This window comes from Escherichia sp. WS1368, assembly GCF_046487485.1.
Lineage (GTDB): Bacteria > Pseudomonadota > Gammaproteobacteria > Enterobacterales > Enterobacteriaceae > Escherichia > Escherichia coli.
On the sequence record NZ_JBJQJI010000009.1, the window covers coordinates 19,624 to 43,248 of the forward strand.

Annotated in this window: 25 protein-coding genes; 6 read left to right on the forward strand and 19 right to left on the reverse strand. The window is 52.2% G+C overall.

What is annotated here, in order from left to right; all coding sequences use genetic code 11:
- Nucleotides 1–24 precede the first annotated feature (24 nt).
- From pabA to ppiA, 4 genes are all read right to left on the reverse strand, one after another.
- Nucleotides 25–588: an aminodeoxychorismate synthase component 2 gene (gene pabA / locus ACJHYD_RS16045; RefSeq protein WP_001551743.1), complete on the reverse strand. Its 564-nt coding sequence runs from the start codon at nt 586–588 to the stop codon at nt 25–27.
- Between the two features lie 31 nt (nt 589–619).
- Nucleotides 620–1,222 carry a putative adenosine monophosphate-protein transferase Fic gene (locus tag ACJHYD_RS16050; protein WP_001280645.1) on the reverse strand — a complete coding sequence of 201 codons (603 nt, stop codon included), beginning with the start codon at nt 1,220–1,222 and terminating at the stop codon, nt 620–622.
- Complete coding sequence (locus ACJHYD_RS16055) at nt 1,212–1,379, reverse strand: YhfG family protein (protein ID WP_000736860.1); 168 nt, start codon at nt 1,377–1,379, stop codon at nt 1,212–1,214. Before ACJHYD_RS16055 ends, ACJHYD_RS16050 begins: the two co-directional genes overlap by 11 nt.
- Nucleotides 1,380–1,483: 104 nt before the next feature.
- On the reverse strand, nt 1,484–2,056 hold the full coding sequence (ppiA, locus tag ACJHYD_RS16060) for a peptidylprolyl isomerase A (protein WP_000477225.1): 573 nt from the start codon (nt 2,054–2,056) through the stop codon (nt 1,484–1,486).
- Nucleotides 2,057–2,326: 270 nt separating this feature from the next.
- Here ppiA and tsgA point away from each other — a divergent pair, with 270 nt between their 5' ends.
- The 6 genes from tsgA to ACJHYD_RS16090 all read left to right on the forward strand — a co-directional run bounded on the left by tsgA (nt 2,327) and on the right by ACJHYD_RS16090 (nt 9,374).
- Nucleotides 2,327–3,508, forward strand: coding sequence for an MFS transporter TsgA (tsgA, locus tag ACJHYD_RS16065; RefSeq protein ID WP_000185232.1), 1,182 nt, complete (start codon nt 2,327–2,329; stop codon nt 3,506–3,508).
- A gap of 261 nt (nt 3,509–3,769) precedes the next feature.
- Nucleotides 3,770–6,313: an NADPH-nitrite reductase large subunit gene (gene nirB, locus ACJHYD_RS16070; RefSeq protein ID WP_000049213.1), complete on the forward strand. Its 2,544-nt coding sequence runs from the start codon at nt 3,770–3,772 to the stop codon at nt 6,311–6,313.
- Nucleotides 6,310–6,636: a nitrite reductase small subunit NirD gene (gene nirD, locus ACJHYD_RS16075; protein ID WP_000084764.1), complete on the forward strand. Its 327-nt coding sequence runs from the start codon at nt 6,310–6,312 to the stop codon at nt 6,634–6,636. Before nirB ends, nirD begins: the two co-directional genes overlap by 4 nt.
- Nucleotides 6,637–6,761: 125 nt before the next feature.
- Nucleotides 6,762–7,568: a nitrite transporter NirC gene (gene nirC / locus ACJHYD_RS16080; RefSeq protein WP_000493563.1), complete on the forward strand. Its 807-nt coding sequence runs from the start codon at nt 6,762–6,764 to the stop codon at nt 7,566–7,568.
- A gap of 18 nt (nt 7,569–7,586) precedes the next feature.
- Nucleotides 7,587–8,960, forward strand: coding sequence for a siroheme synthase CysG (cysG, locus tag ACJHYD_RS16085; RefSeq protein WP_001551744.1), 1,374 nt, complete (start codon nt 7,587–7,589; stop codon nt 8,958–8,960).
- Nucleotides 8,961–9,206: 246 nt separating this feature from the next.
- On the forward strand, nt 9,207–9,374 hold the full coding sequence (locus tag ACJHYD_RS16090; protein WP_001031834.1) for a YhfL family protein: 168 nt from the start codon (nt 9,207–9,209) through the stop codon (nt 9,372–9,374).
- A gap of 106 nt (nt 9,375–9,480) precedes the next feature.
- On the opposite strand, the gene ACJHYD_RS16095 is transcribed toward ACJHYD_RS16090, so the two are convergent.
- The 15 genes from ACJHYD_RS16095 to aroK all read right to left on the reverse strand — a co-directional run bounded on the left by ACJHYD_RS16095 (nt 9,481) and on the right by aroK (nt 23,482).
- The gene (locus ACJHYD_RS16095; RefSeq protein WP_001551745.1) at nt 9,481–10,566 is read right to left on the reverse strand and encodes an aminotransferase class I/II-fold pyridoxal phosphate-dependent enzyme; all 1,086 of its coding nucleotides are present in this window, start codon (nt 10,564–10,566) and stop codon (nt 9,481–9,483) included.
- 11 nt (nt 10,567–10,577) lie between these two features.
- Complete coding sequence (locus ACJHYD_RS16100) at nt 10,578–11,882, reverse strand: YhfT family protein (RefSeq protein WP_000366861.1); 1,305 nt, start codon at nt 11,880–11,882, stop codon at nt 10,578–10,580.
- An 11-nt stretch (nt 11,883–11,893) separates the two neighbouring features.
- Complete coding sequence (locus ACJHYD_RS16105; protein ID WP_000719728.1) at nt 11,894–12,247, reverse strand: DUF2620 domain-containing protein; 354 nt, start codon at nt 12,245–12,247, stop codon at nt 11,894–11,896.
- A gap of 10 nt (nt 12,248–12,257) precedes the next feature.
- Nucleotides 12,258–13,136, reverse strand: coding sequence for a phosphotriesterase-related protein (locus ACJHYD_RS16110; RefSeq protein ID WP_001551746.1), 879 nt, complete (start codon nt 13,134–13,136; stop codon nt 12,258–12,260).
- Nucleotides 13,133–14,359 (reverse strand): phosphopentomutase, encoded by a 1,227-nt coding sequence (locus ACJHYD_RS16115; RefSeq protein WP_001551748.1) that lies wholly within the window; start codon nt 14,357–14,359, stop codon nt 13,133–13,135. The genes ACJHYD_RS16110 and ACJHYD_RS16115 overlap by 4 nt, the downstream gene beginning before the upstream one ends.
- Nucleotides 14,360–15,523: a YhfX family PLP-dependent enzyme gene (locus ACJHYD_RS16120; RefSeq protein ID WP_001551749.1), complete on the reverse strand. Its 1,164-nt coding sequence runs from the start codon at nt 15,521–15,523 to the stop codon at nt 14,360–14,362.
- A gap of 83 nt (nt 15,524–15,606) precedes the next feature.
- Nucleotides 15,607–15,969, reverse strand: coding sequence for a hypothetical protein (locus ACJHYD_RS16125; RefSeq protein WP_001551750.1), 363 nt, complete (start codon nt 15,967–15,969; stop codon nt 15,607–15,609).
- A 16-nt stretch (nt 15,970–15,985) separates the two neighbouring features.
- Nucleotides 15,986–16,891, reverse strand: coding sequence for a GntR family transcriptional regulator YhfZ (yhfZ, locus tag ACJHYD_RS16130; protein ID WP_001551751.1), 906 nt, complete (start codon nt 16,889–16,891; stop codon nt 15,986–15,988).
- Between the two features lie 160 nt (nt 16,892–17,051).
- Nucleotides 17,052–18,056 carry a tryptophan--tRNA ligase gene (gene trpS / locus ACJHYD_RS16135; RefSeq protein WP_000165552.1) on the reverse strand — a complete coding sequence of 335 codons (1,005 nt, stop codon included), beginning with the start codon at nt 18,054–18,056 and terminating at the stop codon, nt 17,052–17,054.
- Nucleotides 18,049–18,807, reverse strand: coding sequence for a phosphoglycolate phosphatase (gene gph / locus ACJHYD_RS16140; protein WP_001551752.1), 759 nt, complete (start codon nt 18,805–18,807; stop codon nt 18,049–18,051). Before gph ends, trpS begins: the two co-directional genes overlap by 8 nt.
- Nucleotides 18,800–19,477 carry a ribulose-phosphate 3-epimerase gene (gene rpe, locus ACJHYD_RS16145; RefSeq protein ID WP_000816280.1) on the reverse strand — a complete coding sequence of 226 codons (678 nt, stop codon included), beginning with the start codon at nt 19,475–19,477 and terminating at the stop codon, nt 18,800–18,802. Before rpe ends, gph begins: the two co-directional genes overlap by 8 nt.
- A gap of 17 nt (nt 19,478–19,494) precedes the next feature.
- Nucleotides 19,495–20,331, reverse strand: a complete 837-nt coding sequence (dam, locus tag ACJHYD_RS16150; protein ID WP_000742141.1) for an adenine-specific DNA-methyltransferase — start codon at nt 20,329–20,331, stop codon at nt 19,495–19,497.
- A 106-nt stretch (nt 20,332–20,437) separates the two neighbouring features.
- Nucleotides 20,438–21,724 (reverse strand): cell division protein DamX, encoded by a 1,287-nt coding sequence (gene damX, locus ACJHYD_RS16155; RefSeq protein WP_001551753.1) that lies wholly within the window; start codon nt 21,722–21,724, stop codon nt 20,438–20,440.
- 91 nt (nt 21,725–21,815) lie between these two features.
- Nucleotides 21,816–22,904 (reverse strand): 3-dehydroquinate synthase, encoded by a 1,089-nt coding sequence (gene aroB, locus ACJHYD_RS16160; RefSeq protein ID WP_000439850.1) that lies wholly within the window; start codon nt 22,902–22,904, stop codon nt 21,816–21,818.
- Nucleotides 22,905–22,960: 56 nt separating this feature from the next.
- Complete coding sequence (aroK, locus tag ACJHYD_RS16165) at nt 22,961–23,482, reverse strand: shikimate kinase AroK (protein ID WP_000818618.1); 522 nt, start codon at nt 23,480–23,482, stop codon at nt 22,961–22,963.
- Between the last annotated feature and the right edge of the window lie 143 nt (nt 23,483–23,625).

The window sequence follows — 23,625 nt, forward strand, 5'->3', positions numbered from 1 at the left end:
AAATCACTTAATAGCAATCAGAAATCAGCGATGCAGGAAATTAGCCAGCAGTTGATGTCCTTGTTCGCTGAGAATACTTTCTGGATGGAACTGCACGCCTTCCAGATCCCACTGGCGATGGCGAATACCCATAATCTCGCGGGTTTCGCTCCAGGCCGTCACTTCAAAGCACACAGGTAATGAGTCAGGTTCCACCACCAGCGAATGGTAGCGTGTCACGGTAAGTGGATTTGCCAGCCCCTTAAATACGCCCACACCATTATGTGTAATCGGCGAGGTTTTGCCGTGCATGACCTTTGCGGCGCGCACAACTTTGCCGCCAAATGCCTGCGCCATTGCCTGGTGACCGAGGCAAACGCCAAGAATCGGCAAGCGCCCGGCATAGTGGCGAATAACGTCAAGGGAGATCCCGGCTTCATCTGGCGTACAGGGTCCGGGTGAGATGACAATTTTTTGTGGTTTAAGGGCGTCGATATCCGCCAGCGTCAACGCATCGTTGCGCTTAACCAGCACATCCGCCCCCAGTTCACAAAAGTACTGGTAGAGGTTCCAGGTAAAAGAATCGTAGTTATCTATAAGCAGGATCATGGCGGCTCCGGTACGAAAGAACCGCGCTATTTTACTCAGATTCCCCGGCTTCGCTTACCACTTTGCTAAATATCATCTGCAGTGCGGTGAGATCCCCCATTGCCCCACTCTGATTTGCCTGATTCCAGGCCTCTTTTTCGATACCCTGCCAGCTCAGTTGGTAGCCCGCATGAATCGCCAGTTGCTCGAAGAAGATCCGCTGTGCCAGTCCGCTTCCCACACGGAAGGGATGCAGCACGTTGATTTCACAATAGTAATGTGCCAGCCGCTCGACGAACTTCTCTTTCTCCAGGCCAACCAGATAACCTTCTTCCTCCAGATCCTGCATCAGGGCATTGCCCTCTTTTTCGATATAGGCAAAGTGGCAGAACGGCGTATCACCCTGATAAATATCAACTTCACGCAATTGCCCCGCCCAGTCGAAAATATCCTGATACAGCTGGCGATGGATAGTGCGCAAATGCGGTAAACCGCGCACCAGCGGACCAAGCTCAATGGTCGCAGCACGCAGCGCCGTCATTTCGTAAGCGGCCTGTTCCAGCCGCTGCTGCTGGCGGATGTTCAGCCGGTTACGCATGATATCAAGGCCAGGATAAAGATACGGATCGCGCCCTTCGCCGAATTTATCGCTCATAGTGCCTCCTCAGCTCTTCAAGGCGCGCTAAAGCCTCTGCGGCAGTAAGAGTGACTAAAGGCATCTCGACGCCTTCAAGACGGCGACTGGCCTGGAAATTACGATTACGCTGAAGCTCCCAGAGACGGGACTTTTGCTTATCGGTGAGTTTCTTCACTTGATGCCTCCCTGAACGTGTCCATTTGCCACAAGTATAAGCGGCAAATCTGGGTTACGCCGGGAGAGCAGAAGCGCGGGCAAGATTGCCCGCGCGAGAAATCATTACGGCAGGACTTTAGCGGAAAGGATAACTACCGGTTTTGACGGCACATTCTGGTACGGACCAACGTCATGAGTCGGCACCTGGGAAATCTTATCGGCAACGTCCATGCCTTTCACCACTTTACCAAATACCGCGTAACCGAAATCACGCTGACCGTGGTCAAGGAAGGCGTTATCGGCAACGTTGATAAAGAACTGGCTGGTGGCGCTGTCTTTGTCAGCGGTACGCGCCATCGCGATGGTGCCACGCGTGTTGCGCAGGCCGTTATCGGCTTCATTTTTGATTGGCGGGTTTGGTTTTTTCTGCTGCATCTGCTCGGTGAAACCGCCGCCCTGAATCATAAAGCCAGGAATGACGCGGTGAAAGGTAGTGTTGTTATAAAAACCGCTGTTCACATAATCGACAAAGTTTTGCACAGACACTGGCGCTTTTTGTTTATCCAGTTCCAGTTCGATGTTACCAGCTGAGGTTGTCAACAATACGTGCGGGTCCCCTTTCGCTGCCATTGCTGCGGGAGAAAGAGCAGAAAGAGCGAAAACAGCAGCCATCGCCGCCAGGGTCGATTTGAACATGAGATTTCCTTAACAAACAGAGCAGAAAAAAAGCAAGTGAAGAGATTCTAAATAGCCTTCAAGAACAAGGCCATCCCTTTACCTAATTTTACGTATCTGAAATATATGTAACCTGACGATCACTTTTTATTCTGTGATAAAAATCACCTCTTAAAATGCAATTTAGCAACCGATTGCAATAAAACATTTAATCAGATCACAAAATCACCTAAAATCGCCCGCTCGCGGCATAGCCCGCTATGCCATTTTATTTTTGAACGCAGGCCAATCATGACTAACAGCAATCGCATCAAGCTCACATGGATTAGCTTTCTCTCCTACGCACTGACCGGTGCGTTGGTTATTGTCACCGGGATGGTGATGGGAAATATCGCCGATTATTTCAATCTGCCTGTTTCCAGTATGAGTAATACCTTCACCTTCCTCAACGCCGGCATTTTAATCTCTATCTTCCTCAACGCCTGGCTGATGGAAATCGTCCCGTTGAAAACGCAGTTACGTTTTGGCTTTCTCCTGATGGTGCTGGCGGTTGCCGGTTTGATGTTCAGCCACAGCCTGGCGCTGTTCTCGGCGGCGATGTTCATTCTCGGGGTGGTCAGCGGCATCACCATGTCGATTGGTACATTCCTGATAACACAAATGTATGAAGGGCGTCAGCGCGGTTCCCGCCTGTTATTTACCGACTCCTTCTTCAGTATGGCTGGGATGATTTTCCCAATGATCGCCGCGTTTCTACTGGCGCGCAGCATTGAGTGGTACTGGGTTTATGCCTGCATCGGGCTGGTGTATGTCGCTATTTTTATTCTGACCTTCGGCTGTGAGTTCCCGGCACTGGGCAAACATGCACCAAAAACGGATGCTCCGGTAGAGAAAGAAAAGTGGGGGATCGGCGTGCTGTTTCTCTCCATTGCGGCACTGTGCTACATCCTCGGTCAGTTAGGTTTTATCTCCTGGGTGCCTGAGTATGCCAAAGGCCTGGGCATGAGCCTGAATGATGCTGGTACGCTGGTGAGTAACTTCTGGATGTCATACATGGTCGGCATGTGGGCGTTCAGCTTTATTCTTCGCTTCTTTGATTTGCAACGTATCCTGACCGTACTGGCGGGTCTGGCCGCGATTCTGATGTACGTCTTTAACACCGGAACACCGGCACATATGGCGTGGTCAATTCTCGCCCTGGGCTTCTTCTCCAGCGCGATCTATACCACCATCATCACCCTGGGTTCACAGCAGACCAAAGTACCGTCGCCAAAACTGGTTAACTTTGTCCTGACCTGCGGGACCATCGGTACTATGTTGACCTTTGTGGTTACCGGCCCGATTGTTGAACATAGCGGTCCGCAGGCGGCACTGCTTACAGCAAACGGTCTGTACGCTGTCGTCTTTGTGATGTGCTTCCTGTTAGGTTTCGTCAGCCGTCACCGTCAGCATAACACCCTGACCTCTCATTAATTGCTCATGCCGGGCGGCGCTATCGTCGTCCGGCCTTTTCCTCTCTTACCCTGCTACGTGCATCTATTTCTATAAACCCGTTCAATTTGTCTGTTTTTTGCACAAACATGAAATGTCAGACAATTCCGTGACTTAAGAAAATTTATACAAATCAGCAATATACCCCTTAAGGAGTATATAAAGGTGAATTTGATTTACATCAATAAGCGGGGTTGCTGAATCGTTAAGGTAGGCGGTAATAGAAAAGAAATCGAGGCAAAAATGAGCAAAGTCAGACTCGCAATTATCGGTAACGGTATGGTCGGCCATCGCTTTATCGAAGATCTTCTTGATAAATCTGATGCGGCCAACTTTGATATTACCGTTTTCTGTGAAGAACCGCGCATCGCTTATGACCGCGTACACCTCTCGTCTTACTTCTCTCACCACACCGCCGAAGAGCTGTCGCTGGTGCGCGAAGGCTTCTACGAGAAACACGGCATCAAAGTTCTGGTCGGCGAACGCGCTATCACCATCAACCGTCAGGAGAAGGTGATTCACTCCAGCGCCGGACGTACCGTTTTTTATGACAAGCTGATCATGGCGACCGGTTCCTACCCGTGGATCCCACCAATCAAAGGTTCTGATACTCAGGACTGCTTTGTCTATCGCACCATTGAAGACCTCAACGCTATAGAATCCTGCGCCCGGCGCAGCAAGCGTGGTGCCGTTGTAGGTGGCGGCCTGTTAGGTCTGGAAGCCGCTGGCGCGCTGAAAAACTTAGGCATTGAAACCCACGTTATCGAATTTGCCCCTATGCTGATGGCAGAACAGCTTGATCAGATGGGCGGCGAGCAGCTGCGTCGCAAAATCGAAAGTATGGGCGTGCGCGTTCACACCAGCAAAAACACCCTTGAGATTGTGCAGGAAGGTGTTGAAGCGCGTAAAACCATGCGTTTTGCCGACGGCAGCGAACTGGAAGTCGACTTTATCGTCTTCTCTACCGGTATCCGTCCGCGCGATAAGCTGGCAACCCAGTGTGGTCTGGACGTTGCTCCGCGTGGGGGTATCGTCATAAATGATTCCTGCCAGACTTCCGATCCGGATATCTACGCCATCGGTGAATGCGCAAGCTGGAACAACCGTGTATTTGGTCTGGTAGCACCAGGCTACAAAATGGCGCAGGTCGCCGTTGACCATATTCTTGGCAGCGAAAACGCCTTTGAAGGTGCTGACCTTAGCGCCAAGCTGAAACTGCTGGGCGTAGATGTAGGTGGTATTGGTGATGCGCACGGTCGCACGCCTGGCGCACGTAGCTACGTTTACCTCGACGAAAGCAAAGAGATCTACAAACGCCTGATTGTCAGCGAAGACAACAAAACCCTGCTCGGTGCGGTACTGGTGGGCGATACCAGCGACTACGGCAACCTGCTGCAACTGGTGCTGAACGCTATCGAGCTGCCGGAAAACCCGGATTCTCTGATTCTGCCGGCGCACTCTGGTAGCGGTAAGCCGTCTATCGGTGTTGATAAACTGCCGGACAGCGCGCAAATCTGCTCCTGCTTCGACGTCACCAAAGGCGACCTGATTGCTGCTATCAACAAAGGCTGCCACACCGTTGCGGCGCTGAAAGCTGAAACCAAAGCGGGTACTGGCTGCGGTGGCTGTATCCCGCTGGTCACTCAGGTACTGAACGCGGAACTGGCGAAACAGGGCATCGAAGTTAACAACAACCTGTGCGAACACTTTGCTTATTCGCGTCAGGAACTGTTCCATTTAATCCGCGTTGAAGGCATTAAAACCTTCGAAGAACTGCTGGCGAAACACGGCAAAGGCTACGGTTGTGAAGTTTGTAAACCGACCGTCGGTTCGCTGCTGGCCTCCTGCTGGAACGAATACATTCTGAAGCCGGAACATACTCCGCTGCAGGATTCAAACGACAACTTCCTCGCTAACATCCAGAAAGACGGCACCTACTCGGTGATCCCGCGTTCTCCGGGCGGTGAAATCACCCCGGAAGGGCTGATGGCAGTAGGTCGTATCGCGCGTGAATTTAATCTCTACACCAAAATCACCGGCTCCCAGCGCCTGGCGATGTTTGGCGCACAGAAAGACGATCTGCCGGAGATCTGGCGTCAGCTGATTGAAGCCGGCTTCGAAACCGGTCATGCCTATGCGAAAGCACTGCGTATGGCGAAAACCTGCGTGGGTAGCACCTGGTGCCGCTACGGCGTTGGCGATAGCGTCGGCCTCGGCGTGGAACTGGAAAACCGCTACAAAGGCATCCGTACGCCGCACAAAATGAAGTTCGGTGTCTCCGGCTGTACCCGTGAATGTTCAGAAGCTCAGGGTAAAGACGTGGGTATTATCGCCACCGAAAAAGGCTGGAACCTGTACGTTTGCGGCAACGGCGGCATGAAACCGCGTCATGCGGATCTGCTGGCGGCGGATATCGATCGCGAAACGCTGATCAAATATCTCGACCGCTTCATGATGTTCTACATCCGTACTGCCGACAAACTGACGCGTACCGCGCCGTGGTTAGAAAACCTTGAAGGCGGCATCGATTACCTGAAAGCGGTGATCATTGACGATAAACTGGGGCTGAACGCACATCTGGAAGAAGAGATGGCGCGCCTGCGTGAAGCGGTAGTATGTGAGTGGACTGAGACGGTCAATACACCGTCCGCGCAGACTCGCTTCAAACACTTCATCAACAGCGACAAGCGTGACCCGAACGTGCAGATGGTGCCAGAGCGCGAACAGCACCGTCCGGCAACGCCGTATGAACGTATCCCGGTAACTCTGGTGGAGGACAACGCATGAGCCAGTGGAAAGACATCTGCAAAATCGATGACATCCTGCCTGAAACCGGCGTCTGCGCGCTGTTAGGTGACGAGCAGGTAGCAATTTTCCGCCCGTATCACAGCGACCAGGTGTTTGCGATCAGCAACATCGACCCGTTCTTCGAGTCCAGCGTGTTGTCACGCGGGCTGATTGCGGAACACCAGGGCGAGCTGTGGGTCGCCAGCCCGCTGAAAAAACAGCGTTTTCGCTTAAGCGACGGCTTGTGCATGGAAGACGAACAGTTTTCCGTCAAGCATTACGAAGCGCGAGTGAAAGACGGCGTGGTACAGCTGCGCGGTTAATGTTTTAACGGGAGGCGCAATGCCTCCCCTTTTTGCATTGTCCTGTAATGACCTTCGGTATATTGCAGGACATTTTTTAAACTTTTTGTTTTATTTTTTGTTTTTATTTTTTAAAGGATAATCAAATGTTTACAGACACTATTAATAAGTGTGCGGCTAACGCTGCGCGCATTGCACGCCTGTCGGCAAATAACCCGCTCGGCTTCTGGGTCAGCTCCGCCATGGCGGGCGCGTATGTGGGTCTTGGGATCATCCTGATTTTCACGCTCGGTAATTTGCTCGACCCGTCCGTACGTCCTCTGGTGATGGGCGCGACCTTTGGTATCGCCTTAACGCTGGTCATTATTGCTGGTTCTGAGCTGTTCACCGGACACACCATGTTCCTCACCTTTGGAGTGAAAGCGGGCACTATCAGCCACGGGCAAATGTGGGCAATCCTGCCGCAAACCTGGCTGGGTAACCTGGTCGGTTCCGTCTTCGTTGCCATGCTCTATAGCTGGGGTGGCGGTAGCCTGCTGCCGGTAGATACCAGCATCGTTCACTCCGTCGCGCTGGCTAAAACCACTGCACCGGCAATGGTACTGTTCTTCAAAGGTGCATTGTGTAACTGGCTGGTTTGCCTGGCTATCTGGATGGCGCTGCGCACTGAAGGGGCGGCGAAATTTATCGCTATCTGGTGGTGTCTGCTGGCATTTATCGCGTCCGGCTACGAGCACTCCATCGCTAACATGACGCTGTTCGCCCTCTCCTGGTTTGGCAACCACAGCGAAGCCTACACGCTGGCGGGTATTGGTCATAACCTGCTGTGGGTGACGCTGGGTAATACTTTATCAGGTGCCGTATTCATGGGATTGGGTTATTGGTATGCTACGCCGAAAGCGAATCGTCCGGTTGCGGACAAATTTAATCAAACTGAAACAGCTGCCGGTTAATTACTAAGGGGTTTTTACGTGGATCATTTGCCTATATTTTGCCAATTACGCGATCGCGACTGTCTGATTGTCGGCGGTGGTGATGTCGCGGAACGCAAAGCAAGGTTGCTGTTAGACGCAGGCGCTCGCTTAACGGTGAATGCATTAGCGTTTATTCCACAGTTCACCGCATGGGCAGATGCAGGCATGTTAACCCTCGTCGAAGGGCCATTTGATGAAAGCCTTCTCGACACCTGCTGGCTGGCGATTGCAGCGACGGATGATGACGCGCTTAACCAGCGCGTCAGTGAAGCCGCTGAAGCTCGTCGCATCTTCTGTAACGTGGTCGATGCGCCGAAAGCCGCCAGCTTTATTATGCCGTCGATTATTGACCGCTCACCGCTCATGGTCGCGGTCTCCTCTGGCGGCACCTCTCCGGTTCTGGCACGCCTGTTGCGTGAAAAACTTGAATCACTGCTGCCGTTGCATCTGGGCCAGGTAGCGAAATACGCCGGGCAATTACGCGGTCGAGTGAAACAACAGTTCGCAACAATGGGTGAACGTCGCCGTTTCTGGGAAAAACTGTTCGTTAATGACCGTCTGGCGCAGTCGCTGGCAAACAACGATCAGAAAGCCATTACTGAAACGACCGAACAATTAATCAACGAACCGCTCGACCATCGCGGTGAAGTGGTGCTGGTTGGCGCAGGTCCGGGCGATGCCGGGCTGCTGACACTGAAAGGACTGCAACAAATTCAGCAGGCAGATGTGGTGGTCTACGACCGTCTGGTTTCTGACGATATTATGAATCTGGTACGCCGCGATGCGGATCGCGTTTTCGTCGGCAAACGCGCGGGATACCACTGCGTACCGCAGGAAGAGATTAACCAGATCCTGCTGCGGGAAGCGCAAAAAGGCAAACGCGTGGTGCGGCTGAAAGGCGGCGATCCGTTTATTTTTGGCCGTGGTGGCGAAGAGCTGGAAACACTGTGCAACGCGGGTATTCCGTTCTCGGTGGTTCCGGGTATTACCGCAGCTTCTGGTTGCTCTGCCTATTCGGGTATTCCGCTCACGCATCGCGATTATGCCCAGAGCGTACGCTTAATTACCGGACACTTAAAAACCGGTGGCGAACTGGACTGGGAAAACCTGGCGGCAGAAAAACAGACGCTGGTGTTCTATATGGGGTTGAATCAGGCCGCGACTATTCAGCAAAAGCTGATTGAACACGGTATGCCTGGCGAAATGCCGGTGGCAATTGTCGAAAACGGAACGGCAGTCACGCAGCGCGTGATTGACGGTACACTCTCGCAGCTGGGCGAACTGGCGCAGCAAATGAACAGTCCATCGCTAATTATTATTGGTCGGGTTGTTGGCCTGCGCGATAAACTGAACTGGTTCTCCAATCATTAATGTAACCCGGGCCAGAGAATTCTGGCCTTCTTAATGACTCTTTTTATATATTCAGCAAATAAAACATAACCCCTTAATAAATATTATCTGCTAATGGGTTATATTCACCGTTACAGCGACTTACAAAATTAAGCCATTCACTCACTGACGCTAATTAAATATTCCTGTATCGTTCTTAATGAGCAGTCTGCTTATATTCATATAAACAATGAATATTAATCAATATATAATACATAGGGAATGTAAATGAACAAATTTATTAAAGTTGCACTGGTAGGTGCAGTACTGGCTACGTTAACTGCATGTACTGGTCATATCGAAAACCGTGATAAGAACTGCTCTTACGACTACCTGCTGCACCCGGCAATTTCTATTTCTAAAATCATTGGCGGTTGCGGTCCTACTGCACAGTAAGTCTCTGACAGAAATCGGCTAACACCGGTTTAATTGCCTGACGCCCTCGGGGTTACCCGAGGGCGTATTTATTTCTGCATTCTTTTCGAAAACATCATGCACAAGATTAAATACTGGCAATACTCTCACGCAAAATCCGCAGCACCGTCTCTTCACCGCTGCGATTTGGGTTAATGCGAATCGCGCAATGTTCGAGTTGCGGATTCGCCTGGCGAAACGTTCCGGAAAGACGGTAAAAGAGCGGCGGGATTTCATATTTCGACTCTGCACCGACCGGGTAAGGCAAGGCACCGAGCTTTTGCGCCTCTTCCAGTACTCTGGCGGCAATCGGCTGATGAAACTCCACAATCAACACCTTCGACTGCGCATTGGCAATGACGGCGCTTTTCACTTCCGGAACTGCACCACCGTTGAGCAAGGCCAGCAACCGTTCAGATACCCCCGCCTGCACCGCGTGCATCACTGGCGCAAACACCAGCCCACGCAAGACTTCCAACGCCTGAGCGCCCTGAATCTGGCTGCCGCCGGAGTAGAGCGTGGCGCGAATACGGTTAATAACATCAGCATCGCCTACCACCGCGCCAACACCCTCTGGCCCAAATAGCTTGAAGCAGGAAAATGTCGAGACATTCGCCCCGCATTCACAGCCAATGCGCGCCACCTTCATCACCGCATAGTTGTCATCGGTTAATGCAGGAACGCCAGCCGAGCGCAACGTTGCCAGCACATCTGCCAGAATGTACCCGTCCTGCGGCTGCTGGCGCGTATGCTGCACCAGCGCGGCATCTGGTTGTTGCTCGTCGACAACCTGCTTCAGTGCCAACAGGTCATTGAAATCAGCAGTGATAAGCGTCAGCCCCATCTGCGCAATAATGACCTGAGTCGTCGGGTAAACAGGCGCGTCATGCACCAGAAGACGCTGCCCCGGTTTGAGCAAAGCCGCCAACGCCGCACGAATCGCTCCAGTACCCGCACCCTGTACCAGCGCCGCAGCCTGTGCGTGAAATGCATCAGCCAGCACCTGTTCCACTCGCTGGGTAATGCGCGGTTGATTCAGCCCCGGCGTTAAGCCCAAATCCCCGCGGGTAAGAAACTCGCTGCCGGGAAAATGGCGGCAAATCGTGTCCACCAGCGCAAACTGCTTTTGCTGCGCCTCAATAAGCGTCAGGCTTTGCAAAGGATACGTCTTCATAGGTGCCTTCCTTAAGCCGGAACGAACAGGCCAAACCAGTAAAGAACATTCAGCAGAATACCGGTGATCATTACTGCCACGACCGGTGCCGCCATTTTCTGTACCGGACGGCCCAGGGATTCGTTGAGGAAGTAAATGGCAACTGCGATAGAAAATCCGGTATAACCCGCCATTTTAATTGCTGCGAAAATCGAACCGACCAGCAACGCCACTTCCATCAGCATATTCATGGCGTTACGGATGTTATCTGACGCATTACGCACCGACGGATAGCGCCCCAGCCATTTGCCGATCGAACGAAGCAGCAGGACTTCCGCCGAAATAACCACTGCGCCTAATACCGCTGCAACCATCGGATTCGGCGAGAGATAGCCCACCGCATAAACAAAGGTAAAGCCCGCAACTGCATACACACCAGTGGCTAACGCGGTGGTGGCAATCAACGGTACAAAACCCAGCCCGCGCATAAATTCCGCCAGAGCTGCCTGGTTAATCAGCGTTTGTGATTGTTCCGGCGTTACGCCTGCGGAATATGCTTTCTCCAGTGTGAAGATCGACACTTCACTGCCAGCAAAAATCTTCATGCTGGCAACGGCGGCAATCAGCGCCCCGACAATAGCGATATACGGTAAGTTTTTGATAATCCGCGACGTGCGTTCTTCAAACACCGAAAGCCCGCTGGCATCAATATCATTTTCATCACGATGACGCAGGTCGTGAGTTATCGCGATCCCCAGCAGCATCACCATGCCAATAAAGATTTCGATAGATTCCGGATTGAGATGCGGGAAATAGCGCACTACCACCACACGGGTCATCAGTACCACCACGGCGGCGATCAGACTTTGCTTCCAGCCAAACTGGTAGAAAATCGCCACCAACGGGAACAGTGCAAAAGCTGAAACCACCGGCGAGCTTAATTCCCCCAGGCTACCTAATACATCCACCGGTAGCGCGGTCAGCAGCTGGTTTACCGGTAACAGGCAAGTAAGGATCAACACGCCCCAGATAGCGCCAAGACCAAACGCCATCAGGCTGTTTATCGCCAGTACGCCGAGGATATCGGTAGGAAGAAAGAGTAACCATGCGTTGAGCAGTCCGGTTTTCAGGGTAAAAGAGATCCCCACCGAAGCCACAAAACCAATGCTCAGACCAAAAGCGATACTCCCCGCCTCGCGACGGTTCATATAGCCTTCAATCAGTTGCGGCAGGATCGGGCGGATACCGTCATGAAAAACGGCCGCCGAGCGATGCGCCAGAAGCGATGTCATACCCGTCAGGCACGCCACCACGATAATCTGAATATACAGATCCATAGTCGTGCCTTTTATTTCAGATGGTTAATCAGCATCGGAATCGCGTGTTCGACGTGCTCAACGGAAAGCCCAAACGCCACTTTCCCTTCGGCGATCATTTTGGCGATATGTTCGTCTTTCGCTTTAATGCCCGGCTTGGCAATGGTGCAACTTTTGTTATAGCCAATCACCGCGATGGCAATCGACAATGCCGCGCCCGCACCGGTATTACACGCGCCGATGTAGTAATCCAGTTGCCCGGATTTCACTTTCATTGCCGCTTCCATGTCGTTGTGAATGAAAACTTCAAAACAGCCAGGAGCCGTCGCTTCAATGGTTTTTTTAATCTGCTCACGCTGTAAGCCTGCAACACCAATCTTTTTCATGAGTCTGTCCTTATTGGAAAAATTGAGAGGGAGTTTCACGTAACATCACATCCACATCGGCCTGACTGAATCCTGACTGGCGCAATTGCGGAATAAAGGTGGTCAATAAATAGTCATAGCCATAACCACCGTTGGCTTTTAAATGGGAGCGGCGCGTAATATCCATCGACAGCATGACGCGGTTCAGCAAACCACAGTCACGTAGTGCGTGGAGCATCGCAATGCGCTTTTCGTCCGGGTAGTAACTGTTCTTGCCGATGGTGTCGAACTGCACAAACGCGCCGAGATCGATCATCTTCAAAATGTTGTCGAGGTTGTCTTTCAGATCGCAGTGACCAACGGTGACGCGCGAAAGATCAACTCCGTGGGCTTGCAGTAGCGCCAGTTGTTCCAGCCCCATGGTGCTAAAAGAGGTATGCGTGGAGATCGGACGTCCGGTCTGGTTATGTGCCAGCGCGGCGGCAATAAACACCTTCTCTTCCAGCGGCGTAATCTTCCCTTCGCTGGAGCCGATCTCCGCGATGATCCCGGCTTTCAGTTCCGTGCCATCGATACCCTGTTCAATTTCATCGATCATCTCCTGCGCCAGTTCCTGCACGCTGCGGGTCGCCACATGTTCCGGGAAAAACGCGTCCTGGTAATAACCGGTGCAGGCCACTACGTTGATCCCCGTCGCGTGCATTACATCGAGCATAAATTGCGCATTGCGCCCCATGTAACGGTTGGTCATCTCAATCACATTACGCACGCCCTGGGCCATCAGGTCGTTCATCTCCTGGCAAATGAACGCATACTGATCAAGGCGGCAGTCCACGTTGTTTTTAAAGCCGGAGAGATCAATATGCAGATGCTCATGGGCGAGGGTGTAACCCGTCGGATCAAAACTCATAGGGTGTCTCCTGCAAACCGGAGGGAGGAAAGAAAAGAGCGACCATTTTGTGGCGGTGGCGCGCGGAAAAATTCACATACGGTAGCCCCCACATCAGAAAGCGTGGTGCGCACACCGAGCTGCGTAGCGACCATCCCTTGCTGATAAACCAGCACTGGCACCACTTCGCGGGTATGGTGGCTGTGACCAATGGTCGGATCGTTACCGTGATCCGCCATCACGACCAGGCAATCATCTGGCTGCATCGCCTCAATAAGCCGGGCAAGGTTACGGTCAACGATCTGCAAACGTTCGGCATAACGTGCGACGTCTTCCGCGTGACCAGCGAGGTCGGTTTCCTGGATATTGGTGCAAATAAACGCCGTCGGATGCGTGTTAAATTCGTCGAGGGTGATATCCATAATCCGCTGGCTATCCACCAGGTTTTGCCAGCTCACGCCATAAGGATTGCTGACGATATCCGCCACCTTACCCACCAGCACGGTTGGCACGCCCGCTTCATACAGTTTTTGCGGCACTTGTACTTTCTCATCGACGCCGTAGCCCATATGCACGACCTGGAAGCCGTTGTCATAAGCGCCAGAACGCGGCGCGTTGATACCAATAAATCGCCCTTCTTTACTTTCTGCGGCATCGAGAATGCGCTGGCTGTCCGCTAACAGGCCACCAAATGTAATGACCCGACCGACCTGTACCTGCTCACGCACGATACGACCAATTTTGATTGCGTCGTCAAAGGAGATCACAGAGAGATTGGCGGTGATGTTATAGACCTGGCCTAAATCCGCCTCGAGATTATCGCCAATCGCAACCGCCTGATTGACCCACAGAAACTGTAACTCTTCGCCACGGCGCGCAACCTGCCAGCCAGCGGAAACTAATGCCTGCTCAACACGGTCAATCACATCGCGAAAAGGCATCCGCAGCGGTGGTAACGGACGCGTGCCTAAAATTTCCTGATGCCCCATAAAGGTATCGCCACCTTCATGTTGCAGTTCTGCCACCCCCCAGGTTGCGGAATCTGACGGTTGCATATCACCTGGTGCATAACCCAATGCGTTGATTAGCCCCAGCTTCTCCAGCGCTGATAGCTGCAAATGCGGCAACTGGCTCAGGATGTGACCACAGGTATTCGCCCCGGCATCCTGCGGACGCACCAACGTGACATCTTTCATTGCCCCTACGCCAAAGCTATCAATCACTAACACCACAAATCGCGCCATTTACGCCTCCAGAGGGTTGCCGAGGCTGTCATAACGACCGACGATTTCCGGTTCGCCACGATGAATACCAGACACCAGCACCACATCGCTACGGGTGACAAAAATCTGCGTGCGAAAACAGAGCACTACTGCACTGCTTACCGGAAACTCGCCTGCCAGCGGCAGGGTGTAGTCGATACTGCTGTCATCCACAGTTTTGAGATTGGTTTCAGTAATCTTTTGATTTTCTGGCGTAAACACCAGCGCATGTTGCGCGTGACCACGACGGTAATAACCGCCGCCGTAGCAGTAGCTGTCGCCACGAAAATGATGGGAGATTTCACTTAACCAGAGCATCGCGATACGTTCAGGCTGGTCGCCCTGCTGGTTTGCCGGAATCGTCCCCGTCAGCGCATGACCGGGTTCGGCATGAGTCACACCGTATTCCGCCAGCAATGGCAGCGAAGTGCAGCTGGTCGCTGAAGGCGCGTTCAGTTGCTCAATCGCAATACCAGATTTCGCCAGTTGATCCCGTGCCTGTACCAGCGTGTGAAGATTCGGTGTCGGCAAAACTTTCCCGGCAGCCTCATCCCAAAGCAGGCAAGGGAAATGGGTTAATCCGGCTAAATGCAGCCCCGACAGTTTCTTAATTTCAGCAACCACCTCGTGCAGCGAATGCTGTACAAAACCGCTCTCCTGCCCCGGATAAAGAAAATCATCGTCGCTATAAACTTTGAGCAGCACAGACTGCACACGTCCGGCCTTCACCGCTGCCGCAGAAACTTCCCGCGCTTTGTCGAGAGTAAACACGGTGATGACGTCGGTGCCCTGTGCAACGGCGTCAGCAACCTGATGACAAGGGATTTGTACCAGATGCCCCTGATGCGCCACCGGCAAACCGGCGCGGCGCATGACTCGCGCCTCTTTGTAATCCACCGCCACAATGCCGCTGTAGCCTAATGGCAGCAGTTTTTCCGCCAGCCACGGATTACGACCAAACTGCTTAGTCATCAGATACAGTTCAATGCCGTAAAGCCGCGCCGTCTCAATCAGCCGCTTACCGTTTTTCAGTATCTGATCCACGTCGATCACCCAGCTGTCCGGGGCGATCTTGCCCTTTTGCCACAAGCTTAGTGCGGCGGAAATTAGCGCCGGGTTCTGGCGTTTCAATGCTTCTACAAACATCTTGTTGCCTCGTTTCTGTTCCTTGAATTAAATATTCATTTTTCTGAATATTTAGATTATGCGACGTGGATTTGTCGGGAGCTTCAAACCTCTTCGTTAGCAGCCATCCATAATCCATAAAGGTTGGCCAGCAAATAGCCTTCTTCACACGGGTTAACTTCCAGTGTAAATTCCTTCAACAACACCTGATGCAATTGCACAACGGCTTGCCAGTGGCTGGATTGCGCCAGTTCTGCCAGCAATTCGGCGTCCAGCGGCTCTATTTCTTCACCACGGCGACTGCGCATCAGTGCGCTCGCCATATGTGTCATCGCCATCGTTCCTTGCTCACTACGCACCGGCAGATGGCACTCTGTTTCCAGTACGTTGACGACCTGCATCATGCCTTTGCAGATGTCCTTATCAATAACGCCTGCATCGCAAAGCAGGTTGAGTCTGGTTTCCATATCAGATGCCTTTCGTTTAATAACTCGGTTCCTGTTCCCCACTCACCACTCGTTGTTGATGGGCGAGCAGGGCGTGTTTATCAACAACTGCACGCAGCAGTTGTTGCATCGGGTAATCATCGGCACGCGTCAGGACCACGGCTTCGGTGGCCTGTAAAAATCGCGGATCGTCTGTGAGCGGCGTCGCTTCTAATCCCAGCATGGTCAGTTCGTTTTCCGCCACCACGTTCCAGATAACCGCATCGACATCGCCTTTAACAATGCGTTGTAAACTCTCGTGATAAGAGAGATCGACACGTTCCACATCACTATCGCCAAAAAAGACATCGGTCATGATTTTCTGATCCGCCGAACGGTTATCCAGCCCCACGCGCTTCACGTTTGCGGACTCGCCTTTACGGCAAATCAACTGGTGCTCGCCAACGTAGGTGTGCGGCCCCAGCTCCAGCGCGAGGCATAACCCTTTTTGCGTGAGATAACTTTCCGCCGCCAGTCGGGAAACAACCGCCATGTCATACACGCCGTTAAGTAAACACTCCACGCGAATATCCGCGCCGCGCATGTGCGCATAGTAAAAAGGAATACCATCAAACTGAGCTTTCAATCCGCTCGCCAGGCCTTCGTACAAACGGGTATAGGGCAAGGGCATCGCGCACACCACATTGTTGATATCCACATGACTCAGCAGCGCTTTGTTATCCATTTCCACCAGATAACTGCCATTACGCCCACGGCGTTCTATCCGTATCGCTCCGCTTGATTCCAGCGTTTTCAACGCGGCCTGCGTCAGGCCAACGGATGAACGGCATTCAGTTGCCAGTTCATCTATGGTTTTCAGTCGATTACCGCACTTTTCACCCAACAAATAACGGGCCAGTGTCGTGATGACGACGCCTTCTTTTTTGATAAACGTTCGACGCATAGTAAATTTTCAATAAAGTGAATATTTATATCTTCATAAAAATGAAGATAAGTGGCAACTGCGAGATGTGGAAACGGCGAGGCGCTTCACATTTTTTCGGATTATTGCAAAAAGAGGATAAAAAAACCGGGTTTCCCCGGTTTTTGGCATTAATGTTAAATTACGGCTTCGCCACAAAACCAATCGCTTCGTACACCGCTTTTAGCGTACGGGAAGCGTGCGCGCTGGCTTTTTCTGCGCCATCTTTCATCACCTGTTGCAGGAAGGCTTCATCGTTGCGGAAACGGTGATAACGTTCCTGCAATTCAGTCAGCATACCGGAAACGGCATCAGCCACTTCGCCTTTCAGATGACCATACATCTTGCCTTCGAACTGTTTTTCCAGTTCCGGGATGCTCTGGCCCGTTACCGCAGAAAGGATATCCAGCAGGTTGGAAACGCCCGCTTTGTTCTGCACGTCGTAACGAACTACCGGCGGCTCGTCGGAGTCGGTGACCGCGCGTTTGATTTTCTTCACTACCGATTTCGGATCTTCCAGCAGGCCGATAACGTTATTGCGGTTATCGTCAGACTTGGACATCTTTTTGGTCGGCTCCAGCAGCGACATTACGCGCGCGCCAGATTTCGGAATAAACGGCTCCGGCACTTTAAAGATCTCGCCATACAGCGCGTTGAAACGCTGGGCGATATCGCGGCTCAGTTCCAGGTGCTGTTTCTGGTCTTCACCCACCGGTACCAGATTAGTTTGATACAGCAGGATGTCCGCAGCCATCAGCACCGGATAGTCAAACAGACCAGCGTTGATGTTCTCGGCATAACGCGCAGATTTATCTTTAAACTGCGTCATGCGGCTCAGTTCGCCGAAGTAGGTATAGCAGTTCAGTGCCCAGCCTAACTGTGCATGTTCCGGCACGTGGGACTGAACAAAAATGGTGCTTTTCTCAGGATCGATACCACAAGCCAGATACAAGGCCAGCGTATCCAGCGTCGCTTTACGCAGCTTCTGTGCATCCTGGCGCACGGTGATCGCGTGTTGGTCAACGATACAGTAAATGCAATGGTAGTCATCCTGCATGTTTACCCACTGACGCAGCGCACCCATGTAGTTACCAATGGTCAATTCACCTGAGGGCTGTGCGCCACTAAAAACGATGGGCTTAGTCATTTTTCGATTCCTGATTTTCGCTATGCGGAAGCCCTAATGCGGGCAGAAGGTCATTTATAGACTGATAAATTACATCAGGCTGGCTGAGATCGATAGCCTCGCCGTAGTTATATCCGTAGGTTAAGCCAACTGATGGGCAACCTGCCGCTTTTGCTGCCTGAATATCATTGCGTGAGTCGCCAACAAACAGCATCTGTTGTGGGGTAATTCCCATCCGCTCAGCCACCAGTAACAGCGGGTCCGGATGCGGTTTTTTGTTTTGCACATCATCACCACCAATCACCACGCTGAAGTATTTAGCGATATCTAAGGCTTCCAGCAGCGGCGCGACGAACGGCGTCGGTTTGTTGGTGACCAGGCCCAACGGCAGGCCTTTAGCCTGCAATGCGCCCAGCGTATCGGCAACGTGCGGGAACAAAAACGTCCCCTCTTCGGCAACCTCGCCATAGTAGCGATCGAATAGTTTACGCAGAATACGTACTTGTTCTTCTGCCGGAATGTCGTCATCAACGGGCGGTTTACCCATTGTTTTACGCAGAGTCGCACGTTCCTGACGCGCCCAGGTCAATGCGCGCTCCATCAGAACATCTGCGCCGTTACCAATCCAGGTTATAACGCGTTCTTCACCTGCGACGGGCAACTCCAGCGCATACAGCGCCATATCTACTGCGGTAGCCAAGCCAGGAGCACTGTCCACCAGCGTACCATCGAGATCAAAAGCGACGCCGCGAATATCTTCAAACTTATTCATGACTTACCTTTGCCAGTTCACTGCGCATTTCATCAATGACTTTTTTGTAGTCTGGCTGGTCGAAGATTGCCGAACCGGCGACGAACATATCCGCGCCCGCCGCAGCGATTTCGCCAATGTTGTTCACCTTCACGCCACCGTCCACTTCCAGTCGAATGTCAAAGCCAGACTCGTCGATACGACGACGTACTTCGCGCAGTTTATCCAGTGTTTGCGGAATGAAAGACTGACCGCCGAAACCAGGGTTGACGGACATCAGCAGGATCACATCCAGCTTATCCATCACGTAATCCAGATAGCTCAGAGGTGTCGCCGGGTTAAATACCAGACCCGCTTTACAGCCATTTTCTTTAATCAGTTGCAGCGTGCGGTCAACATGCTCGGAGGCTTCTGGATGAAAGGTAATGATGCTGGCACCAGCGGCAGCGAAATCAGGCACAATGCGATCGACCGGTTTCACCATCAGGTGTACGTCGATAGGGGCGGTAATGCCGTAGTTACGCAAGGATTTCAGCACCATTGGCCCAATCGTCAGATTGGGAACATAGTGGTTATCCATGACGTCAAAATGCACGACATCAGCGCCAGCTGCCAGGGCTTTTGCGGTATCTTCACCCAGGCGGGCAAAATCAGCCGACAGAATTGAGGGGGCAATCAAATACTGTTTCATCCGCTTCTCCTTGAGAATTATTTTTTCGCGGGTGAAACGACTCCTGGTTTGTACAAAGCCAGCAGTTCGTCCACCTTTTTACGTGTGCCGCCGTTGCTGCTTATACTGCGTCGAACTTTGACGACATGCAATTTTGCGCGCTGATACCACTCACGCGTTAACATCGTATCGTGATTGGAGATCAGCACTGGAATATGGCGATCAACCAGACCTTCAGCGATCTCCGCCAGATGCGCTTGTTGTTCAAGCGTAAAACTGTTTGTGTGATACGCCGTAAAGTTGGCGGTCGCAGACAGCGGCGCATAAGGCGGATCGCAATAGACGACGGATGCATCATCTGCGCGCGCCATGCTATCGGCGTAAGACTCACAGTAGAAAAAGGCATTCTGCGCTTTTTCAGCGAAGTGATACAACTCTGCTTCCGGGAAATAGGGTTTTTTGTAGCGGCCAAACGGCACGTTAAACTCACCGCGCAGATTGTAACGACACAGGCCGTTGTAACCGTAGCGGTTCAAATATAAAAACAGTACCGCCCGACGGAACGGATCCTGGCTTTTGTTGAACTCTTCGCGGAACTGATAGTAAACCTCGGCGCAATTTGTTTCGGGAACAAACAGCTCGCGTGCGGCCTGTACGTACTCATCAGTACGCATCTTCACAATGTTATAGAGACTGATCAGGTCGCTATTGATATCGGCAAGGATATAACGAGAAAAGTCGGTGTTGAGAAACACCGACCCGGCACCTACAAAAGGCTCAACCAGACATTCGCCCTTGGGCAAATGCCGTTTAATATCATCAAGCAGGGGATACTTGCCCCCTGCCCACTTCAAAAAAGCGCGATTTTTCTTCATGCTGACTAACTAATTACACCTTCTCCGGCTGTGGAGAAAGCTCCGACAGCATCCAGCGCTTCAGGCAACTCCCGCAACGATAAACCATTGCGGGAGATAACCTTGATTACTTCAGATCGGCCTGTACCTGACGCAGCGGTTTCGCCCACGGGTTTTTGGCCTGGACATCGGCTGGCAATGTAGATACCGCTTTTTTCGCCTCTTCTTTCGAGGCGTACACGCCAGAAACCAGGACATACCACGGCTGACCATTACGCGTCGTTTCATAGACAACGTAGTTTTTCAGATTCTCTTTCTTCGCCCAACCGTTCAGGTTGTCGTAGTTAGAGGAACTGCTCAGCTGCAGAGTGTAATGGCTGGACGGTGCCGATTTCAACGAACCAACATTACCTGCGGTCTTCCCTCCAGCGGCTGGTGTTGCCGTGGTTTGCGCCGGGGATGCCGTCTGTACTGGAGCCGTAGTTGCGGTCTCTTTTGGTGCTGGCGTAGAGGTCGCAGCCGGTGCCTTCGTGCTCGCCACAGGAGCAGCTGGTTCAGTACGCTTCGGCGTCTGTGCTACCGGCTTCGGCTCCGTTTTCACGGTTGCTTGCGGTTTTTTCGGTTCAATCACCGCCTGCTGACGAGCTGGGCGCGTAGTGGCCGGACGTTCAGCGGTTTGCGTTTTCGCCGTGTCACGCGATGCATTGCCATTGCGAACAGGCGCGACCGTCGCGGGTTCAGTCGGCAACGTGGAATTGACCGCCACATTATTCAACTGTTGCTGATTTTGTGGCTGGGTCAGCGCATTGTTCAGGTCACCCTGCACTTCAACACGTTGTTGACCATCCGTTGCCACCGGGGTTTGCCCTTGAGTCGGCGTAGAAGAGATCGGCGGCAGAGAAACATCCTGCTGAGTATTTTCCGCAGACGTGGTTCCCGGCGCTGGCTGCACGCCATTCGCCTGATCGGTCGCATTGCCAGCAAGATCAATACTCTTCTCGCCAGACGCGGTTTGATCGCTGGAAGAGGTCGAGGGGGCTTTTAGCGCAGAACCGATACCGATGATCAACAGCAGGAGAACCAGAATGCCGACGCCCATCATCATATACTGACGAGAAGCGGGTTTACTGGCTACTTTTTTGCGCTTACGCGGACGACGCTCTACGCGCTCTTCATCCACGGTTTCATCTTCGGATTCGTCAATTTCTTCTTCGAGTTCCGGTTCCTCATTGCGCTCTTTTTGCGCACGAGTCGGACGGCGATCGTCAGTGTCATCAAGTTCAATATCATCAAAATTGATCTGCGGTTCGCCACGTTCAGTACGCTCAGAACGTTCAGAAGATTGACGAGAACGACCAGTACGACGATCGCTGGGATCGGGTTTCAGCTCGTCTTCTGGTTTGAATTCATCCATTTAACACCCCACTAAAAGGTTAATGCTTACCACGTTGCAATTAACCTGAAGCTAATAGACCGCTTGATAAGCGGCCTGACCTTTCTTGTTGTTACGCTGATTGACAATCGGCAATGGCGTTAAGAACAAGCTCGTGCGAAACGCCGCTGCGAACTTCACTCTTACCAATTGCCAACGGAAGAATTAAGCGCATCTCTCCCGCAAGGACTTTCTTGTCACGCAGCATATGCGGTAAATACGCCTGCGCGGACATTTCGCGCGGCCCATTGACCGGTAACCCAGCCCGCGTGAGCAGGGTTATAATACGCTGCGTTTCGGCAGAACTAAACTGCCCGAGACGTTCCGACGTCCGCGCCGCCATCACCATACCCGCAGCAACCGCTTCACCGTGTAACCAATTGCCATACCCCATTTCAGCTTCAATGGCATGACCAAAGGTATGTCCCAGATTCAGTAAAGCACGTAACCCGGTTTCGCGCTCGTCGGCGGCGACAACTTCTGCCTTCAGTTCACAACAACGGCGAATACAGTACGCCATTGCCGGACCGTCCAGACGCAACAACGCATCCAGATTCTCTTCCAGCCAGTTGAAAAACGCACCGTCAAGAATAATGCCGTATTTGATGACTTCTGCCAGCCCCGACGCTAACTCACGCGGGGGAAGCGTTTTCAGACAGTCGAGATCCACCACCACTGAAGCAGGCTGGTAGAACGCGCCAATCATGTTTTTACCGAGGGGATGGTTGACCGCAGTTTTGCCGCCAACGGAGGAATCGACCTGCGACAGTAACGTCGTCGGGACTTGAATGAAACGTACACCGCGCTGATAACTCGCCGCCGCAAAGCCGGTCAGATCGCCCACTACGCCGCCGCCAAGCGCCACCAGCGTAGTATCGCGACCATGCGGTTTTTGTAACAACGCCGTAAAGACGGTATCGAGTACAGCCAGGCTTTTATACTGCTCGCCGTCAGGGAGGATAACGCTATCGACGTTAACACCCGCCTGTTCAAGTACGCCGCGGACCTTATCGAGATACAGAGGAGCCAGGGTTTCGTTGGTAACCAACATGACCTGCTCGCCCGATTTCAGCGGTAAGAATGAAGCTGGTTCATTAAACAAACCAGATGCGATGGTAATTGGGTAACTACGTTCCCCGAGAGTAACGACAATCCTCTCCATAACGCGACATCCACCTTAATTACTGTACCCGCAGACGAGTGTATATAAAGCCAGAATTAGTTGCTTTCCAGCATGTGAATAATCTGGTTTGCGACCACTTTAGCGCTTTGATCATCAGTACGAATGGTCACGTCGGCAATCTCTTCATACAGCGGATTGCGTTCATTGGCCAACGCTTCCAGAACTTCACGCGGCGGTGTTTCAACGTGCAGCAACGGGCGTTTTTTATCACGCTGCGTGCGTGCAAGTTGCTTTTCGATGGTCGTTTCAAGATAAACGACAACGCCACGTGCGGAAAGACGGTTACGCGTTTCGCGGGATTTCACAGAGCCGCCGCCAGTAGCCAGCACAATACCCTGTTTCTCGGTCAACTCATTGATGACCTTTTCTTCGCGATCGCGGAAGCCTTCTTCGCCTTCTAAATCGAAAACCCAGCCCACATCAGCTCCGGTTCGTTTCTCAATCTCTTGATCGGAATCGTAAAATTCCATATTGAGTTGTTGAGCTAACTGGCGCCCAATAGTGCTTTTTCCGGCACCCATAGGCCCAACCAGAAAGATATTGCGTTTCTCTGCCATTTTTTCGGTACTACTAAGACTATTCGTTAATGATAAACCCGCTTCGCTCAGAGAGCGCCGCAGGACATGAACTGAAACCTCATAAGATATTGCGAGAGTCAGACTGAAAATTATCTCAATACTCCAGCGGGTTTGGCAACTGA

Bases quoted from the DNA above. Each gene is read 5' to 3' on its own strand.
- pabA (WP_001551743.1), bottom strand. From the start codon at position 588: ATGATCCTGCTTATAGATAACTACGATTCTTTTACCTGGAACCTCTAC.
- ACJHYD_RS16050 (WP_001280645.1), bottom strand. From the start codon at position 1,222: ATGAGCGATAAATTCGGCGAAGGGCGCGATCCGTATCTTTATCCTGGC.
- ppiA (WP_000477225.1), bottom strand. From the start codon at position 2,056: ATGTTCAAATCGACCCTGGCGGCGATGGCTGCTGTTTTCGCTCTTTCT.
- tsgA (WP_000185232.1), top strand. From the start codon at position 2,327: ATGACTAACAGCAATCGCATCAAGCTCACATGGATTAGCTTTCTCTCC.
- nirB (WP_000049213.1), top strand. From the start codon at position 3,770: ATGAGCAAAGTCAGACTCGCAATTATCGGTAACGGTATGGTCGGCCAT.
- nirD (WP_000084764.1), top strand. From the start codon at position 6,310: ATGAGCCAGTGGAAAGACATCTGCAAAATCGATGACATCCTGCCTGAA.
- nirC (WP_000493563.1), top strand. From the start codon at position 6,762: ATGTTTACAGACACTATTAATAAGTGTGCGGCTAACGCTGCGCGCATT.
- ACJHYD_RS16090 (WP_001031834.1), top strand. From the start codon at position 9,207: ATGAACAAATTTATTAAAGTTGCACTGGTAGGTGCAGTACTGGCTACG.
- ACJHYD_RS16095 (WP_001551745.1), bottom strand. From the start codon at position 10,566: ATGAAGACGTATCCTTTGCAAAGCCTGACGCTTATTGAGGCGCAGCAA.
- ACJHYD_RS16100 (WP_000366861.1), bottom strand. From the start codon at position 11,882: ATGGATCTGTATATTCAGATTATCGTGGTGGCGTGCCTGACGGGTATG.
- ACJHYD_RS16105 (WP_000719728.1), bottom strand. From the start codon at position 12,247: ATGAAAAAGATTGGTGTTGCAGGCTTACAGCGTGAGCAGATTAAAAAA.
- ACJHYD_RS16110 (WP_001551746.1), bottom strand. From the start codon at position 13,136: ATGAGTTTTGATCCGACGGGTTACACCCTCGCCCATGAGCATCTGCAT.
- ACJHYD_RS16115 (WP_001551748.1), bottom strand. From the start codon at position 14,359: ATGGCGCGATTTGTGGTGTTAGTGATTGATAGCTTTGGCGTAGGGGCA.
- ACJHYD_RS16120 (WP_001551749.1), bottom strand. From the start codon at position 15,523: ATGTTTGTAGAAGCATTGAAACGCCAGAACCCGGCGCTAATTTCCGCC.
- ACJHYD_RS16125 (WP_001551750.1), bottom strand. From the start codon at position 15,969: ATGGAAACCAGACTCAACCTGCTTTGCGATGCAGGCGTTATTGATAAG.
- yhfZ (WP_001551751.1), bottom strand. From the start codon at position 16,891: ATGCGTCGAACGTTTATCAAAAAAGAAGGCGTCGTCATCACGACACTG.
- trpS (WP_000165552.1), bottom strand. From the start codon at position 18,056: ATGACTAAGCCCATCGTTTTTAGTGGCGCACAGCCCTCAGGTGAATTG.
- gph (WP_001551752.1), bottom strand. From the start codon at position 18,807: ATGAATAAGTTTGAAGATATTCGCGGCGTCGCTTTTGATCTCGATGGT.
- rpe (WP_000816280.1), bottom strand. From the start codon at position 19,477: ATGAAACAGTATTTGATTGCCCCCTCAATTCTGTCGGCTGATTTTGCC.
- dam (WP_000742141.1), bottom strand. From the start codon at position 20,331: ATGAAGAAAAATCGCGCTTTTTTGAAGTGGGCAGGGGGCAAGTATCCC.
- damX (WP_001551753.1), bottom strand. From the start codon at position 21,724: ATGGATGAATTCAAACCAGAAGACGAGCTGAAACCCGATCCCAGCGAT.
- aroB (WP_000439850.1), bottom strand. From the start codon at position 22,904: ATGGAGAGGATTGTCGTTACTCTCGGGGAACGTAGTTACCCAATTACC.
- aroK (WP_000818618.1), bottom strand. From the start codon at position 23,482: ATGGCAGAGAAACGCAATATCTTTCTGGTTGGGCCTATGGGTGCCGGA.